Raw genomic sequence first — 18,648 nt, 5'->3', positions numbered from 1 at the left:
CAGTGCATATTGGCACTGGATTTTACTGACAACATCTGTTGTCCAATTATTTCTCATCAGTGTGAAATAATGCTGCCACAAAAGATTTTGCCGAAAATGGACGTAAATCGTCAATTTTTTCACCAACACCAATATAACGAATCGGTACATGAGTTTTACTGGCAATATTAAACAGTACACCACCTTTAGCAGTACCATCCAGTTTTGTAATCGTTAAACCCGTTAAACCAACAGCTTCATCAAACATTTGTACCTGATTAATGGCATTTTGACCAGTACCAGCATCAACAACCAGCATGATTTCGTGTGGTGCTGTTGCATCAATTTTTTGCATGACCCGTTTTACTTTAGATAACTCATCCATTAGATTAGATTTGTTATGTAAACGTCCGGCAGTATCGGCAATTAATACATCAGCACCTTTGGCTCTGGCACTTTCAAAAGCATCAAAAATCACCGATGCACTGTCTGCACCATGCCCTTGTGCCACAACGGCAATGTTGTTCCTTTCGCCCCAAATTTGCAATTGTTCAGTCGCCGCAGCTCTGAAAGTATCGCCAGCAGCCAACATAACTTTCTTGCCTTCGCTCTGCAAACGTTTGGCCAGTTTACCAATGGTTGTGGTTTTTCCCACACCATTAACACCCACCACCAAAATCACAAAAGGGCGTTTATTACTGTCAATATGTAAAGGTTTGACTCTTGGTGCCAACAAGCTTACCAATTCTTCCTGTAAAGCTTTATACAAAGCATGCGAATAAATTAAATCACCACGTTCGGTACGTTCGGTTAAATTTTTGATAATGGTTCTGGTCGCATCTACACCGATATCAGCAACCAGTAATTGATCCTCCACTTCTTCCAGAAGCTCATCATCAATTTCCTTACCGCCTACGAGAATATTCATCATGCCATCAGCAAGATTTTTACGGGTTTTGGTCAATCCAAGTTTCATCCGGCTAAAGAATCCACCTTTGCTCTCAGACGATTCTTGTGTTGCGGCGATGGATGCAGCGTGTTGTTCAACACGTGGAGATTCCTGAATGTCAATCTCTAAAGCTGGCATAGCCGGCAAAGTAACATCATCATCGCCAATATCAGCATCAATCAAAATTTTTTGTTGTGAATTCAATGGTTGTTGCATGCGAAATCCTGTATGCACCCAAAAATGTAAATGTAGCGAGTATGGTAACATACTTCGTATTTTCAGGGTTGATTAGCGAAACTTCCTGAACCAATAATTTTTTCTGACTTTGGTGTACTGACAGTTTCGGCTTTTTGGTAATGGATACGTTGTTTTTCTAGCTGTAACATGCGTAAAAATCGGAAATATTGGTATTGATTGATGGGTTCAGCCTGACGAACAATGAATAATGCATAATCCCGAGTATTGGGATATAAAGATTGTGTCACATATTGCACCACTTGCTGTTGCTGTTGTGTCGTTATAGGGCGATAAAATAAATGAATCGACCAAATTAAAAATAGCCCCATCATCACGCCAATCAAATAAAGATAATAGCGATCAAAATACGTGGTCAGCGAAAAACCATGACGGCGAATGCGCTGTTGTAACTGAGAGATTGCAGAAATTTTCATAGCGCAAGTGTAGCGATTCACTGAGTGAGGCTCAAGCCTGATTTTTCCTGCAAAGTTTGATAATATGCGCCTCCTTGTAGGATTTTTGATTGATTGCAGTATGTCAGAACGTTATCAACAACAACTTGATGAAAAAACACAGCGAATTAAAAGTCAGTTTGCTGAATTCCAAACACCTAATTTGGAAGTGTTTGCCTCTGCTGCACAACACTTTCGCATGCGGGCAGAATTTCGTATTTGGCATACAGATGACGATCTGTTTTACGCGATGTTTGAACGTGACGAAAATAATCAACAAAAAATAGTCGTGCGCATTGACGACTTTCCGATTGCAGATCAGTCGATTAATGATCTGATGCCAAAATTATTAGCTGCCATTAAAGCACAGAATATTTTGTCACAACGCCTATTTGAAATTGACTTTCTGGCAACCCTAAATGGCGAAATGTTGGTGTCCATGATTTATCATCGTAAACTGGATGATGCATGGCAAGTCGCAGCCCAGCAGTTGCAAAAGAATTTAAATATCAAAATTATTGGTCGCAGTCGTGGTCAAAAACTGGTATTAAGCGATGAGTTTGTGATTGAAAAGCTCAACGTTGGCGAACGTGAATTTATCTATAAACAAATTGAAAATGGTTTTACCCAACCCAACGCCAAAGTATGTCAAAAGATGTTGACATGGGCATGTGAAGTTGCTCAAGGCGCTCAAGGTGATTTATTGGAGCTTTATTGTGGCAATGGTAACTTCACCTTACCTTTATCACAATACTTTCCAAAAGTTTTGGCTACAGAGTTAGCTAAAAGTTCAGTGTATGCCGCACAATGGAATATCGCAGCCAATCACATTGCAAATATTCAAATCGCACGTTTATCCGCCGAAGAGTTTACAGAAGCTTATCAAGGGAAACGTGAATTTAAACGTTTGAAAGAACAGCATATTAATTTATCAGATTATCAATTTGACACTGTGTTTGTTGATCCACCTCGAGCAGGTATTGATGAGGACACTTTGACGCTTATCGCTCAATTTACACGAATCATCTATATTTCCTGTAATCCAGATACTTTATATGACAATCTCAAACAACTAAGTAAAACGCATAAAATTTCTCGATTTGCGTTATTTGATCAATTCCCTTATACCCATCACATGGAATCTGGTGTGTTGCTGGAAAAATATTAATTGCTTCTAGCAACAGAAACGTTTTTTTAACCATCTCCGATATGTTGAAGCTGCGTTTCAATACGTATAATTCGCTGTGTAATATGCCGATGAAGTCCATAAAAAATTACAACGGCCAGCGCTGCAATCAACAATAAAATTTGCCATAACCAGCGACTATATTGTGTCATTTGGTTGGCAGAAGTAACTTTTTGCTGTATCGATTTGGCACTGGCAGTCACAGCTTGTCCATAAACTTGCTGTTGCATTGCCCATAATTGCGCAGGCTGAAAACCATAACGCTGGAAGTTTGCTGATTGTTGTTGTTCCTCGCTGATGATTTGCTGTAAATATACTTTGGCCTGCTCTCGATCTGCAGGTTGATGTAATAAGGCAGTTTGGGCCAGCACATACGCCTGAACTGTGGCATCAATATGTAACTGCTGTAAATCCTGATAAATCTCACTCTGACGAATATCATGCTGATAAAGCATCGCTTGCTGATAATGCTGCTGAACTTGATCTTGCTGTATCACTTCATGCTGAAGATAAGCAATACCCAACCAGCTCATCAGGGCAAGCACACACCAGAGCATCACATTCTTAAAAAATCCCCGAATACGATCTGTAATAAACCTGAATTTTTTGAGTAAATAAAGCGTCAAACTGGCACCCAGAATTGCACCCGTCAGTTTTAATCCCAACCAGAATATCCAAAGCAAAAGTTGCATAAAATAATCAGGGTTTTCTCCCAATTTTTGTTGTAATGCCTGTGCAGATTCCGGAAGATGTAAATGCTGAACCTGTGGGGTAATCTCAAAAAGAGCATAGATCAAACTTTGATTAAACCATAATAAAACACCACTAATACAAAGCATTGCCAATGCCAACATCATCCAGATTGCAATCTTACGTTCTCTTAAGCGTAATTGCTGAAAATCCTGCAAAAACTCCGGATTATGATCAGGTCTAAATTGTTTTTGTAATTCCTGCATGATTTCTCCAGTGAAAATTTGCCTTGATTATTTTGGTTTTGCTGTTTCAACCACCAGTTGATTTAAATTGCCTTGTAAACTTTTTAGTTTTTCAGTGGCTTGTACACGTTTTTCCATTCCTTCTTTTTGAATCTGAATCACATCATTGACCGTTTTAATTAAGGTATTTTGTACATGCTCCAGTGTATCAATATCAATTACTGCTCGCTGATTTGCCTTGGCTGTATTGACAGAATTGCTATGCAGTAACTCAGCATTTTTACGCAATAATTCATTGGTGGCATTATCGATACTGTCTGCTAGCTCAACACTGTGTTTTTGTTCATTCAGTGATAAAGCCAGACTAATCTGATTTTTCCATGCCGGAATAGTAATATTCTTAATGGCATAAAACTTATCAACCAACATTAAATTGTTGGATTGAATAATCCGAATCATGGGTAAAGTTTGTAATGCAGATTGTTGCAACATTTTTAAATCGTGGACACGTTTTTCCAGGTTATTGGCAGCATGATTTAAATCATATATTTGCTGAACAATATGTTGATCCTGTTCCTGTACAGTTAAAGCCGAAATTTGCTGTGCCAATTGCTGCTGTTTTAACTGTCCTGCTGCAATATAAATGCCTAATGTGTGTTGTTCCTGTTGCACTGCAGCAAACATCTTATCCAACATCTCAACTCGTTGTTTTAAGCCTGTTTGTGAAATTTCAATTTCTTGAATCAGATGATCTATTTGCTCTTTGGCATTATGAAACTGCACTTGAAAAGTCTGTTTTGCCTGTTTAAATTTAGAAAAAATCGAACCTAAAAAACCACTTTTACGCTGTTCAGCCAGTAAATGTTTGCTATTAAGTTGCTGTGCCGCATTCACCACCTGATTTAATTTTTGTCCGGTTTCATCAAGATCTTTACTTTGTACCAGTTGTAACAAATCATCAGTATATGTTGAAGTTTGAGTGGCAATATTTTTACCATACTCAGCCACACGAGTTTGATCAATATCATCAAGTTCCTGACTGACCTGCAACACAGCAGCATAATCCTTATCGTTTAATCCCAACGCTTTTAGATCCAGTTGCTGAAATTGTTGTTCTGTCATGCCCGAATCACTTGGCGTTGTCAGTGTATTTTGCTTGCTCATTGTCTTCTCACTTACAGTCATTGTTGTGGTGTGGTGATATCGCCAGAAATCTGATTATTCTCCAAGGCCTGATGTAAACGCCGAATTAGTGCATGACGAGCGTCATTCAATTGCTGGAGTTGTTGCGGTGTCTGTTGATATTGAATACTCAGTACATGCTGCTGCCATGCCGGAATTAAAATTTGTCGTGCCTCAGTAAAACGATCTAACAAGGTCATGGCAACTTGCTGTTGTAACTGCATTTGTAACATGGCCATATCAGTTGCAGATTGTGATGTCATTAGCGTATTGATTTTTTGCTGCAAGCGCTGTAGAAAATGCTCAAATTGCATGGATTGTGCATTAAATTGTGGGGATTCCTGTACAAATTGCTGTGCTGCAATCACATAATAAGCCAACTCTTGCCGTAAAATCTGTAATTCCTGCATATACTGCTGTGATACAGCCATTTCAGAAGCAACTAAACGACTGAAGTTTGCAGCCTGATTTATTTGTGCAATTAATTGCTCTATATATTGATATTGCTGTCCACGATATTCCAGATGCTGACCTAGCCAGCGCTGAAAACGATTAAAATATCGAGGTGTTAAAGACTTTTGCGACTGGTTTAAATGCTCAATCAAATGCTGAATACTTTGACTAAGATCAGTGGTATGTGAGGATGTTTTTTGTATCAACACATGATTTTGCTGCTGAACAATATGATCTGCATAATAACTTAACAGATTTGGACTTTTCAGCATCGGCACCAAAACTTTCACTTTAATCTGATCAATACGTTGTTGATCCAATTCCATATCGTGAATAGGCGTAAAAGAATTGGCTACAAAATTAGTCATGTGATGTTGTACATTTTCCTTGGCATAAGTTCAAATATCTTTAATGTTTATATTGGATTGATGCTCCTATTTTCAATTAAACTCTCAATTTTTTGCTCTTTAGATACAAAGTCATAACACAGTATAATGAAAAAATATTAAGCAAAGCTGAAGACGGCAGGCGATCCTGCACGAAAATTTACTAAATTCTGTTAAACTTTAGACTTTGTTACAGCCAGATTTAGCGAGCCTTGTGCATGTCCACATTAGCCACTTTAAAAGAAATTTTAGCCAATCGCATCATGATTATTGATGGCGCAATGGGAACCATGATTCAACGCCATAAACTGGAAGAAGAAGATTATCGTGGCGAACGCTTTGCTGATTGGGCATCGGATTTAAAAGGCAACAATGATTTACTGGTATTGACGCAACCGCAAATTATTCAGGGAATACATGAACAGTATCTTGAGGCTGGTGCAGATATTATCGAAACCAATAGCTTTAATGGTACTCGTGTGTCCATGTCAGATTACCACATGGAAGAATTGGTGCCTGAAATTAACCGTGAAGCAGCACGACTTGCCAAAGCGGCTTGTGAAAAATATTCTACCCCTGATAAACCCCGTTTTGTCGCAGGTGTTTTAGGGCCTACATCTCGTACCTGTTCAATCTCCCCTGATGTTAATAACCCTGCGTTTCGTAACATTACTTTTGATGCACTCAAAGAAAATTATATCGAAGCCACGCATGCCCTGATCGAAGGCGGTGCAGATATTATTTTGATCGAAACCGTATTTGATACACTGAACTGTAAAGCGGCAATTTTTGCAGTCAAAGAAGTGTTTAAACAGCTTGGTCGTGAATTACCGATGATGATTTCCGGTACGATTACCGATGCTTCCGGACGTACTTTAACAGGACAAACAGCCGAAGCGTTCTGGAATTCAGTGCGTCATGGTGATTTACTTTCGATTGGTTTTAACTGTGCGCTTGGTGCAGATGCCATGCGTCCCCATGTCAAAACCATTGCCGATATTGCCGATACTTTTGTGTCTGCGCACCCAAATGCCGGCTTACCCAATGCTTTTGGTGAATATGATGAAACACCAGAACAAACCGCAGCATTCTTAAAGGAATTTGCCGAAAGTGGCTTGATCAATATTACCGGTGGTTGTTGCGGGACAACGCCAGCGCATATCAAAGCCATTGCCGATGCGGTAAAACACATCAAACCTCGCGAAGTGCCTGAAACTGTGCCAGCTTGTCGTTTAAGTGGTTTAGAGCCCTTTAACATTTATGATGATTCACTTTTTGTCAATGTTGGTGAACGTACCAACGTCACAGGTTCAAAAAAATTCCTGCGTTTAATTCGTGAAGAAAATTTTGCCGAAGCATTGGACGTGGCACAACAACAGGTTGAAGCCGGCGCACAAGTCATCGACATTAATATGGACGAAGGCATGCTGGATTCGCAAAATGCCATGGTGCATTTTTTAAATCTGGTCGCATCTGAACCTGAAATTTCCCGTGTACCGATCATGATCGACTCGTCTAAATGGGAGATTATCGAAGCCGGTTTAAAATGCGTACAAGGCAAACCGATTGTCAACTCGATTTCCTTAAAAGAAGGTTATGACGAGTTTGTACATAAAGCCAAACTATGCCGCCAATATGGTGCAGCAATTATCGTGATGGCTTTTGATGAAGCCGGACAGGCGGATACTGCGGCACGTAAACGGGAAATCTGTAAACGCTCTTATGATATTTTGGTCAATGAAGTTGGTTATCCATCGGAAGACATCATTTTTGACCCGAACGTGTTTGCCGTAGCAACAGGGATTGAAGAACACAATAACTATGCGGTTGATTTTATTGAAGCGACTGGCTGGATTAAACAGAACCTACCAAATGCCATGATTTCCGGTGGCGTATCAAATGTATCGTTTTCATTCCGTGGTAATGAACCTGTGCGTGAAGCGATTCACTCGGTATTCCTGTACTATGCCATCAAACAAGGCATGACCATGGGTATTGTCAATGCCGGACAAATGGCCATCTATGATGATATCGACAAAGAATTAAAAGATGCCGTTGAAGATGTCATCTTAAATCGCAATCAGGGCGACGCTTCACAGGAAAATCATGGACAAAACGCAACAGAGAAACTGCTGGAAGTTGCAGAAAAATATCGTGGTCAAAGCGGTGCAGTCAAAGAAGCCGAAAATCTGGAATGGCGCAATCAGCCTGTGGAAAAACGTCTGGAACATGCCTTGGTCAAAGGTATTACCACCTTTATCAATGAAGATACCGAAGAAGCCCGATTAAAATCCAAACGTCCGCTTGATGTGATTGAAGGGCCATTGATGGATGGCATGAACGTAGTCGGTGACCTGTTTGGTTCAGGTAAAATGTTCTTGCCACAAGTGGTAAAATCTGCACGTGTCATGAAACAGGCAGTGGCTTGGCTCAATCCCTATATCGAAGCAGAAAAAGGCGAAAGTGAGTCTAAAGGCAAAGTATTGATGGCAACAGTTAAAGGCGACGTACACGATATTGGTAAAAATATTGTTGGCGTAGTCTTGGGCTGTAATGGTTACGATATTGTTGATTTGGGCGTGATGGTGCCTGCGGAAAAAATCCTGCAAACCGCCATTGATGAAAAGTGTGACATTATCGGTTTATCCGGATTAATCACGCCTTCTCTTGATGAAATGGTGTTTGTTGCCAAGGAGATGCAGCGTAAAGGCTTTAATATTCCATTATTGATTGGTGGTGCAACCACATCGAAAGCGCATACTGCCGTCAAAATTGAACCACAATATCAAAATGATGCTGTAATTTATGTCGCAGATGCTTCTCGTGCCGTCGGTGTCGCCACGACTTTACTCTCTAAAGAAATGCGTGGTGCATTTATTGCCGAGCATCGTGCTGAATATGCCAAAGTCCGTGAACGTATCGCCAATAAACAGCCCAAAGCAGCCAAGCTGTCCTATGCCGAAGCCATTGAAAATGGTTTTAAAATCGACTGGGATGCTTATGTACCGCCAAAACCAAATTTGATTGGCACACAAGTCATCAAAAATTATCCGCTTGAAACTTTAGTCCCCTATTTCGACTGGACACCGTTTTTTATTTCATGGTCATTGGCAGGCAAATTCCCCAAAATTCTGCAAGATGAAGTGGTTGGTGAAGCAGCAACCGATTTGTACAATCAAGCGCAAGACATGCTAAAAGATATCATCGAAAATCAGCGTTTTGATGCTCGTGCAGTATTTGGAATTTTCCCGGCCAAACGCACCGATGCCGATACTGTTACTGCTTATGATGAAAATGGCAATATCACCCATACGTTCCAACATATCCGCCAACAATCGGATAAAGTCACTGGCAAACCGAATTTATCATTGGCTGATTTTGTCAGCTCAAGTGATCGTCAACAGGATTATTTAGGTGGTTTTACTGTATCTATTTTTGGTGCAGAAGAACTGGCCAATGAATATAAAGCCAAAGGCGATGATTATTCGGCAATCTTAGTGCAATCTTTGGGTGATCGTTTTGCTGAAGCATTTGCCGAGCACTTGCATGAACGCATTCGTAAAGAGTACTGGGGCTACCAATCCAATGAACAATTAAGCAATGAAGAGTTGATCAAGGAAAAATATGTTGGGATTCGCCCTGCACCGGGCTATCCTGCTTGTCCTGAACACTCGGAAAAAGCAGTGTTGTTCGACTGGCTCGGTTCAACCGATAAAATCGGCACTTATTTAACTTCTAGTTTTGCCATGTGGCCACCGTCAAGTGTCAGTGGTTTTTATTACAGCCTACCGCAAAGTGAATATTTTAATGTCGGTAAAATTGCACTGGATCAACTTGAGGGTTATGCCAAACGCAAAGGCTGGACATTGGATGAAGCGAAACGATGGTTAGCACCAAATTTGGATGATTCGATTAGTTGATCAATGAAAATTCCCCCCTCAAAAATCGAGGGGATTTTTTATTGACAAGTATACGTTGTTATACTAAATTTTAATCAATAGACATTACAGACTCGTAACGAGCTGAAAATTGATGAATATTTAGTTAGAGTAACTCTACTAAATAAGGGTTTGGCAACCGAAATCAATTGGGTATAGTTCATAAGGACATACAGTAATGCCTCTCAAATAAGAGCATGGTCTTTTAGAGAGTTTTATCAAATCCATGTATCCGTATCTCGGCAGCCAAAACGAACTACGGCATTTAAAACTTTTAAGGAGTTTTTATGCCTGTTCGTAAAACAGTACTAAAAGAACAAACTTTAATCCAATATAAAAACCATTCTTACGAGTATCTACTACTTTCGTGGTTACTTATGGGTGGTTGGGAAGCCAGCAAACCTAGCATAGATTTAGGTTTAAAAACTGATGTGCAAATATCAGATGGTCGAACCCTATATCGTATTCAAGTTAAAAGTTTAGATTGTGTTGATGAAAATATTCTTGTCGAAAATAAATGGAAAGATGCTGATATAGATTTTGTTGTTTATTTTTCTAAAAATGCAGATTGGGGTTATATCGCTCCTGCTTTTAAAGAAAAAAGGAAACAATTAAAATCATCTAACCATATTCGCTTTCATCAACACCCGAAATGCTTTTTAGAAGCGTTTTCTAAAATTTAATCTAAAAATCACTTGTTTCTACATGCCTTGAAATGAGTGTATTTAAAAAAAGCCTATACAACCTATTAATGATTTTCATATTTTTGACAATCATCAATTCATTTTGTATTGTTAATTTTAACAATACATTTCTTATCTCATAAAAATTAATAGGTTTTTCAAATATAAAATATACTGTCTACTTCCTGAAACTATCCAGCAACGCACTGGTAATCGACTTATTATTCTCAACCACTCTGGATTTTTTTGCTTTAGCAGATTGATCGAGTACACGTTCAATTTTAATTGCCTTAAACTTACCATTATTTTCAGCAATGAGAAATTTCACTCTTTCATTACGCTTGGGTTCACCCTCTTCAAGAGGAAAATCTGAAATATGAAAGAAAATATCTTGCTCAAGCCCACCAATAAACCCAAAGCCTTTTTTGGCATCGTATTGTTTAATTTTTCCCTGATAAACTTCAGACTTCATAGATATTCCTCACATATAACAACATACACTTTTTAATATTATACCTTGATCCTGATCGCTACAGACAAAGCCTGATAATTTAATTTCTAAATTTTAGAAATAACTTTAAATTCAGACTTATCAAAGTTAATTTGATTACTGTAATTTTTCCCATTCAATTTCAGCTTGTCCATGTTCACCAATTAAGGTCCACTCATCATCCATCACATTAAGCTGTAATTGCATGGTACGTTCACACAAGACTTGTATCACTGTGGTGGTGGCTTCGGACAATTTCCATACCTCAACATTTTTTAGATTCTTAAGTTTGCTATTCCGTTTATACCATTCAGCCACCGCATTACCATAGGCAATCACTGCAACTTGCGAGCAACGAGCACTGGCTTTTTTAATTTTATCTTCATCAGGGCAACCAACTTCAATCCATTTCTCTAACTGCCCTATTAAGTCCTTTTGCCATAATGCCGGTTCATCGGTTTCAAATAAATCTTTGGTAAATTCCAATGCATCATCAGCATAACGAGCAAATGCCAGAATGCGTACCATAAGGCGTTCAATGGTTTCTGATGGATGTCGTGCGATAGTCAGTTGATAATCACCATATTGATGCGTATCCATATTAGCAATATTAAGGTCTGCTTTATAAATGGTTGCTTTTAAGGCCATGAGTTTGACATTACAGTTGAGCTAGAAATTTGCGTCTAGCATAACGAATTTACAAGTATCATGTAGAATATTTTTAGCAATTTTAAAATTCTGATCATTTAATCAGCGCTAATTTATATAGGCAAAATGCTTTAAGTGTTTTTCTCTAAAGAATCAATATTAAAAAATTATAACTATTTTGCCAAAAGTTTTATTTACAAATACAAAAAGTGACTCATAAGTTCATTAAATAAAAATGACTTTTAATCATATTGTTTTAAATAATAAATACAAATTTTTCAAAAACTTAATTATATAAATTCCAAAATTTACAAAAAGCAAACATTACATATATATTTTAAACAATATTGATTATCATTATTGTAATGTAATAAATTATTAATTACTCATATATTGTGTACATTTAAGGTTTATTTACTCATTTTTCTCCTCTTGATTTCAAAGTATTTTCCAACAGGAATCCATATATGCGCAAGCCGTATTCACTCATCTTGTCAAAGCAATTGGCTAAACCTTCATTATTGTCTATTAGTCTTGCTTCTATTCTCGCATCTATCACTATTGCACATGCAGAAGATGAACCTGTAACCAAGCTTGCAACGCTGACAGTATATGCACATCAGGATAATACTAAACCAGCTAGTGTAACCAAAATTGATCGGGAGAATCTTGATAAAACCGGTACAAATAGCATGGCAGATATTGTTAAGTATCTACCTTTAGTCACTGCACCCTTTTCTGCTAATGGTGCAAGTACATTTTATGCTGGTTCAGGTACAAGCAGTTATAATATTCGTGGTATTGATGGTAACCGTGTTGGCTTGGATGTTGATGGTGTCGATATTGCTGATGCAACTATAGCAACCTGGACTGGTGCAAGTATGCGCAATAGTGCAGCAGGCCGGGATTATATCGATCCTGAAATGTTCCAAAGTGTAAATATTTATTCTGGTACCACAGATGTATCTACAGATGGTATTGGCGGACGTGTTTCCTTCATTAATAAATCACCGGAAGATTATTTGGTTGATGGTAAAACTGTTGCAGGTACAGCGAAGTTGGGCTATAGCTCAGCGGATGAGGCTTGGTTGACTTCTGTTACTAGTGCAATCGGTAATGATACAGTTAAAGCATTGGTTGCTTATGCACATCGTGATGGTCATGAAATTCAAGGAAGCTCTGATACCAAACAATTTCCTGCCGACTGGAAATCTGATGCTGTTTTAGGCCGCTTGATCTGGAATATTAATGATCAGCATCAATTAGGTTTTACAGTCGATTATTACAAGAAAAATAACTACATTACAGAAATGGATGGCAGTACCTATACTGCAATTGCCTATAATGACGGTACTCAGGATCAAAATATTGAACGTCAACAATTCAGTATAGATTATATTTTTAAACCAACTCAGTTCGCATTGTTTGATAAATTAAAAACTAAAACGTGGTATCAGAAATCCAATAATGATACACGTACCACCTATAGCACAAGTAGCTATCTTCGTGACGTAAATAATGAATTTGAAGAAATAAATACTGGCATCAAGTTAGATGCAGACAAAAGTCTTGGTATGCATAATCTAACTTATGGCCTAATTGCAGATCAAAAGCAATATGATAGCAATCGTAAAGAATTACGTACAACGGCTAGTGGTACTACGGTTTCAACATCTAATTTATATCAAGGCGCTTACATATTTAACTCCAAAGTTAATCGTTATGCAGCATATCTTTCTGATGCAATGAAATTTGATGTGGCTAATCGTGAATTGATTATTACACCATCTTTACGTGGTGAGCGTTCAGAATATCGACCTGAAAATTCAACCTATACAGGTGTTAAAGATAAAAACTTTAGTTATTTTGCTCCGGGATTATCAGCAAGCTTCCAGTTAACACCGCATAATTATACCTATGCAAAATACACTCATGGTGCTCGTGTCCCATCTGCAACAGAGTTGGGAAGTTATTTTCAGACTTCTTCTTCTGTATTGTACTACCTATCTGGTAATTCTGACCTGAAAAAAGAAACCAGTGATGCCTTTGAAATTGGTTTGAGAAATGATTCCATTGAAGGAATTAAAGTGGATGTGACAGGTTTTTACACCAAATATAAAAATTTCATTGATTACAAGCAACTGGCTAGCTCTGAATGTACTGTTTCAGGAGTGTATTTATGCTATGAAGCGCAAAACCTGGCTAAAGCTGCGATTTGGGGGGCTGAACTTTCTGCACGTATAGATTTAGGTCATTTCATCAACAATGCCGATGGCTTTAGTTTAGCTTTAGTTGCTGGTAAAACCAAAGGTAATGCAGAAGATGACAGCGGAAATAAAACAGGTTTAAACTCTATCAATCCAGGTAAAGCAAGCTTAACTTTTGCTTATGATGATCCAAATCAGCGTTTTGGCTTAGGGTTTACCACCACAGCAGTTGAAGGAAAAACTGCATCACAAGACATTAGTACATATTCAGTAAGCTCTGGCTATACGCCAGTTGCAGGTTATACCATATTTGATTTTTCTGCATACTGGAACATTAACAAACATGCAAAATTAAATGTCGGATTAAATAACATCTTCGATAAGACCTATTGGTCATATTCAACAGTAGGAACATTAAATAGCGCCGTCAGTGCGAGTGGTCGTAACACCTCAACATTGATTGACCGTTCTGCTGAGGTTGGTCGTAATGTGACTGCAAGCCTAGAGTTTAAATTTTAATCACCATGCTATATTTAGGTATAAAAATGTATACAGCCAAATTTCTCTTTACTGCCCTATTGGTTGCTTGTGCACCAATAGCTATAGCCAATCCAAATCAGCCAGATATAAACATACAAACCATAGGTTTTTACAGTATGTTGCATCCGGAAGTAAAACAATTAACTCAAAATAATTTTAACAAAAATTTTCCTGCGGATTATGCAAATTTATTTAAGCAAAATCCTAATGTCTCCAAACAGCAATTTATTGCTTATTCCAATCAACATCTGGAAAATATTATCAGCAAACGCCGTGAAGGTTCGCTTAAACAAGCGCATGTTCGCTTTAATGTCTTAAACAGTAATAAAGATGACAAAATCACACTAAATGAATTTCAGGCCATTGGTTTAAAAACGTTTGCCGGATTTGATAAAAATCAGGATGGAATCATTAATGCTGAAGATATAAAACTTGCACCACAACAACAAGGCACACATGATGGATTAAGAATTACCACACCATTAGCAATGCCTATGGCAAACAACATTCAGGAATTTATTCAAACCTATGGACAAACTAAAAACTATGTTACTTTGGCGAATTATTTGACCGAAAGAGATAAGCAATTCTTTGCTGTGGACCAGAATCAGGATTTTGTCTTATCTGAGCAAGAATATGTCAATGAATTTATGCAGCGCTACGATCAAAATCTGACTCAGGCGAGACAACAATACCAAATTATTTTTGCACAGCAATTTGATGCAATTGCAAAAAACAAAAGTACGATTAATGCAAAACATTTAAATCAATATGCAGTAGCCGTATTTAAATCTCTGGATCGTAATAAAAATGGCATATTAGATCCTAGTGAAATCTAATCTTTTAAAATAAGTACAAACAGGCATATATATGCCTGTTTTTTATTATTCTTTATCATATTAAAGTAACTGCATTTTAAATAGCTTATTTTGAAGCTCATTGATAATTAAATTAGTGAGATTTATTTCATACAATCAGCATAAAAAAACGAGTCAAAATGACTCGTTTTAATTTTTACTATCTAATTAGACAGCAAATTTCATTTAAAGATTAACGGTTGTTTTCATCTTCGTTGTTATCTTCAAATTTTGGCTCAGCATCGAAATTAGAACCACCAAAACCACCTTGGTTACTACCACCAAAGCCGCCTTGACCACCAAAACCACTACTTTGTCCGCCAAAATTGCTACTACCTTGACCACCAGCCGGTGCGCCAGCAGGACGAGGATTACGGGCAGGAACAACGGTTGAAATAGCATGCTTATAAACCATTTGGCTTACAGTGTTTTTCAGTAATACAACATACTGGTCAAAGGATTCAATATGGCCTTGTAATTTGATACCGTTTACCAAAAAAATTGATACAGGAATACGTTCTTTTCTAAGAGAATTCAAAAACGGATCTTGTAAAGTTTGACCTTTAGACATTTTTAACTCCAAAAATAATATCAGCGCAAAATTTCGCCTTAATATTTCACTTAAACTTATAATAAAAGGCGAACATGCAAATTTTGCTTTATCTAAACAGGTTACGCAAGTACTTTTCCCCTTCTTGAAGGGTATGAAATGTATTAAATTTATGCAACTCTTGCAAAGAGCGTAACCATGTGTATTGTCTTTTTGCTAATTGTCGTGTTGCGTACAATGCTTTTAGCTGCATTTCCTTTTCATTTTTGTGACTAAAATCACCATGCATCAAATATTCCAATGCTTGACGATAACCCACAGAGCGCATAGAGGGTAAATTTTCATCAATATTATATTTTCCAATCAAGTCATTAACTTCATCTAAAAAACCTATTGACCACATTTGCTCTAATCGCCGCTCTATTCGTATATGTAACTCAGCACGATCAGGAAGTAAAGCATAATTAACAAAATGATACTTATTATTGCTTCTAGATGATTGCTCAGCCTGTAACTGGGTAATGGGTTTCCCTGTAAGTAAGTAAACCTCTAAAGCACGAATAATACGCTGTCTGTCCGAAATCTTAAATTTTTCACCAGCTTTAGGGTCTACCCGTTTTAATTCTTCGTAAACATATTGCCAACCCTGTTGTTCGGCCATGTTTTCAATATCTGTACGAATTTTTGCATCGGCACTGGGTAAATTATCTGCCAGACCTTCCAGCAAACTTTTAAAATATAGCATTGTGCCGCCAACCAACAAAGGAATCTTGCCTCTGGCATGAATATTATCAATCAAATGTTCTGCATCTTCTACAAATTCAGCAGCAGAATAAACTTGTGTTGGTTCAATAATATCAATCAAATGGTGTGGATATTTTTGCTGTTCTAACTTATTTGGTTTCGCTGTTCCAATATCCATATCCCGATATACCAATGCAGAATCTACCGAAATAATTTCATAGTGGCCTTGGTCATATAATTGACAAGCCAAAGCTGTTTTACCACTTGCCGTAGGGCCCATAAGATTAATGACCGGTAGATCTTTTGCCATTTTATTATTCCCCACGTGCAAAGAGTTTATCAAGTTGTGAAAGTGGAAAAGCTCGCCAGGTTGGTCGACCGTGATTGCATTGACTGGCAAATTCTGTTTGTTCCATTTGACGTAATAAGGCATTCATTTCGGAAAGACTTAATTGGCGATGCGCACGAACTGCGCCATGACATGCCATTCCAGCCAAAATATGATCTCGTTTTTGAGTAAGGGCTTTAACATCATCATTCGGATCAAGATCATTGAGCAATTCTGGGATCAGCTGATCCAGATCAGCTTTGATCAACATGGCAGGGACTCCACGCACCAGAACTTGCTTTTCACCATATAAATCGATTTCCAAACCTAAGCGCAGCAATTTATCCTGAAGCTGTTGCAAGCGATCTTGTTGCAAGGCATTAATGCTGACAACCTTTGGAATCAGTAACTGCTGAGATTGCCAAAAATCAGGTTTATCCCAAGCTTGTTTCATTTGTTCCAACAAAATACGTTCGTGAGCTGCATGCATATCAACAATGATTAAGCCTTCCGTATTTTGTGCAAGAATATAAATTCCATGTAATTGAGCAATTGCAATTCCCAAAGGATATTCGTCGACTGAATGACTTTGGCGATCTAATTGCTCATCTGATGTTTGTACTATCTCTGTTTGTTCTTTTCGTAAAGGTGCAAGATACTTTTGTACGGAATTAGCGACATAATCTGCACCAATCTGTGATTTGGTAGCAGAATACGATATTGGTGTCGCTGCTATATGTGCCTGCTGCATATCGTTGCTGCTTTCTGCACGTTGATCAGAAGGCTGTTGATGCAATGCCAATGCATCTTGATAGCGTGGTTGTACCTGCTGAATTTCGAGCTGAGGTTTCATGGCAACGGTTAAATCCGCACTTGCTGTCTGAAATTGAGCCAACGTTTGTTTCGCAAAATATCGAATAAACTCATGCACTTCACGCTGTTGAAGAAAACGTATCTCATGCTTAGTCGGATGTACGTTGACATCAATTTCATGAGCATCAATTTCCAGAAATAATAGATATGCAGCATGCTGATGGCCATGCAGAATTCCTTCATAAGCCATGCGTAATGCATGACTAATGGTTTTATCTCTGACAATACGGCCATTAACATAAATATACTGCATATCGGCCTGTGCACGCGCATCGGAAGGATGACCTAACCAACCTGCCAAATGCATACCGGATGATGATTCAGCATCTAGCCAATAGGCATTTTCAGCAAACTGCCGCCCCAATAGTTGCAATACTCGTTGATATCGTAATGCCCCACTATCTGCTACAGGTAAATTCAAACGAATTTGATCATTATGTTCCAGCAAAAAATGGACATCAAAATGTGTCAGTGCCATCCGCCTGACAATTTCTTCAATGTGCTGGTATTCTGTAGAAATACGTTTTAAAAATTTGCGCCGAGCAGGTACATTGAAAAATAAATCCTGTACGCGAATATGAGTACCACGATTCATGGCAATTGGTATTGCTTGTTGTTGCTCCAATGCAGTACCGTCCAGATTAATTTGATAACCTATACCATCATCTGTTTGCGTACTGGATAAACTTAACCGTGACACCGCAGCAATCGAAGCCAGAGCTTCTCCCCGAAACCCCAGACTTTGAATTGCACATAATTCTTCTGAATTACGCACCTTACTTGTGGCATGACGCATTACAGCCAAAGGCAAATCATCAGAATGAATTCCAAAACCATTGTCAATAATTTCAATTAAAGTGGTTCCGCCCTGCTCAATGCGGACGGTTAATTGCGTTGCACCGGCGTCCAGTGCATTTTCCAACAACTCCTTAACAACTGATGCCGGACGCTCAATCACTTCTCCGGCAGCAATTTGGTTAGCTAACGCAGGTGCTAAAGTTTGTATTCGACGTATTGCCCTTTGAGTCATC

The 18,648-nt window shown here is 38.3% G+C and carries 15 protein-coding genes; 5 read left to right on the top strand and 10 right to left on the bottom strand.

The window, feature by feature from the left end:
* Positions 1–46: 46 nt before the first annotated feature.
* Both ftsY and F4V57_RS00655 read right to left on the bottom strand, forming a co-directional pair.
* Positions 47–1,144, bottom strand: coding sequence for a signal recognition particle-docking protein FtsY (ftsY, locus tag F4V57_RS00660; RefSeq protein WP_070069256.1), 1,098 nt, complete (start codon positions 1,142–1,144; stop codon positions 47–49).
* Between the two features lie 62 nt (positions 1,145–1,206).
* Positions 1,207–1,599, bottom strand: coding sequence for a hypothetical protein (locus F4V57_RS00655; protein ID WP_070069257.1), 393 nt, complete (start codon positions 1,597–1,599; stop codon positions 1,207–1,209).
* A 100-nt stretch (positions 1,600–1,699) separates the two neighbouring features.
* Between F4V57_RS00655 and trmA the strand changes: the two genes are divergently transcribed.
* Complete coding sequence (gene trmA / locus F4V57_RS00650) at positions 1,700–2,785, top strand: tRNA (uridine(54)-C5)-methyltransferase TrmA (protein ID WP_070069258.1); 1,086 nt, start codon at positions 1,700–1,702, stop codon at positions 2,783–2,785.
* A 26-nt stretch (positions 2,786–2,811) separates the two neighbouring features.
* On the opposite strand, the gene F4V57_RS00645 is transcribed toward trmA, so the two are convergent.
* From F4V57_RS00645 to F4V57_RS00635, 3 genes are read right to left on the bottom strand one after another with little or no spacing between them, the layout of a single operon-like run.
* Positions 2,812–3,759 (bottom strand): hypothetical protein, encoded by a 948-nt coding sequence (locus F4V57_RS00645; RefSeq protein ID WP_070069259.1) that lies wholly within the window; start codon positions 3,757–3,759, stop codon positions 2,812–2,814.
* Positions 3,760–3,786: 27 nt separating this feature from the next.
* Complete coding sequence (locus F4V57_RS00640; RefSeq protein ID WP_070069267.1) at positions 3,787–4,902, bottom strand: toxic anion resistance protein; 1,116 nt, start codon at positions 4,900–4,902, stop codon at positions 3,787–3,789.
* Between the two features lie 17 nt (positions 4,903–4,919).
* Positions 4,920–5,741, bottom strand: a complete 822-nt coding sequence (locus tag F4V57_RS00635) for a hypothetical protein (RefSeq protein ID WP_070069260.1) — start codon at positions 5,739–5,741, stop codon at positions 4,920–4,922.
* A gap of 236 nt (positions 5,742–5,977) precedes the next feature.
* On the opposite strand from F4V57_RS00635, the gene metH reads away from it, so the two are divergent.
* Together metH and F4V57_RS00625 are read left to right on the top strand one after the other, a co-directional pair.
* On the top strand, positions 5,978–9,679 hold the full coding sequence (gene metH, locus F4V57_RS00630) for a methionine synthase (protein WP_070069261.1): 3,702 nt from the start codon (positions 5,978–5,980) through the stop codon (positions 9,677–9,679).
* 305 nt (positions 9,680–9,984) lie between these two features.
* Positions 9,985–10,380: a hypothetical protein gene (locus F4V57_RS00625; RefSeq protein ID WP_070069262.1), complete on the top strand. Its 396-nt coding sequence runs from the start codon at positions 9,985–9,987 to the stop codon at positions 10,378–10,380.
* Between the two features lie 178 nt (positions 10,381–10,558).
* Here F4V57_RS00625 and F4V57_RS00620 read toward each other — a convergent pair whose 3' ends face one another.
* Together F4V57_RS00620 and F4V57_RS00615 are read right to left on the bottom strand one after the other, a co-directional pair.
* Positions 10,559–10,852, bottom strand: a complete 294-nt coding sequence (locus F4V57_RS00620; RefSeq protein WP_070069263.1) for a cold shock domain-containing protein — start codon at positions 10,850–10,852, stop codon at positions 10,559–10,561.
* A 135-nt stretch (positions 10,853–10,987) separates the two neighbouring features.
* Entirely contained in the window at positions 10,988–11,518 is a 531-nt protein-coding gene (locus F4V57_RS00615) for a YaeQ family protein (protein WP_070069264.1), read from the bottom strand.
* Between the two features lie 467 nt (positions 11,519–11,985).
* On the opposite strand from F4V57_RS00615, the gene F4V57_RS00610 reads away from it, so the two are divergent.
* Complete coding sequence (locus tag F4V57_RS00610) at positions 11,986–14,244, top strand: TonB-dependent hemoglobin/transferrin/lactoferrin family receptor (protein WP_070070566.1); 2,259 nt, start codon at positions 11,986–11,988, stop codon at positions 14,242–14,244.
* Positions 14,245–14,270: 26 nt separating this feature from the next.
* A complete protein-coding gene (locus F4V57_RS00605) occupies positions 14,271–15,104 on the top strand; it encodes an EF-hand domain-containing protein (protein WP_070070565.1) in 834 nt (277 codons plus the stop codon).
* Between the two features lie 211 nt (positions 15,105–15,315).
* Here the strand turns inward: F4V57_RS00605 and hfq are convergent, their stop codons facing one another.
* From hfq to mutL, 3 genes are all read right to left on the bottom strand, one after another.
* Entirely contained in the window at positions 15,316–15,693 is a 378-nt protein-coding gene (gene hfq / locus F4V57_RS00600; protein WP_070070564.1) for an RNA chaperone Hfq, read from the bottom strand.
* 88 nt (positions 15,694–15,781) lie between these two features.
* The gene (miaA, locus tag F4V57_RS00595; protein ID WP_070070563.1) at positions 15,782–16,726 is read right to left on the bottom strand and encodes a tRNA (adenosine(37)-N6)-dimethylallyltransferase MiaA; all 945 of its coding nucleotides are present in this window, start codon (positions 16,724–16,726) and stop codon (positions 15,782–15,784) included.
* A 4-nt stretch (positions 16,727–16,730) separates the two neighbouring features.
* Entirely contained in the window at positions 16,731–18,647 is a 1,917-nt protein-coding gene (mutL, locus tag F4V57_RS00590; RefSeq protein ID WP_070070568.1) for a DNA mismatch repair endonuclease MutL, read from the bottom strand.
* Position 18,648 lies beyond the last annotated feature (1 nt).

Source organism: Acinetobacter qingfengensis (assembly GCF_008693185.1).
Classification (GTDB): Bacteria; Pseudomonadota; Gammaproteobacteria; order Pseudomonadales; family Moraxellaceae; genus Acinetobacter; species Acinetobacter qingfengensis.
Note: the sequence above shows the minus strand (reverse complement) of the source record. Positions and strands in the feature narration are given on the sequence as shown.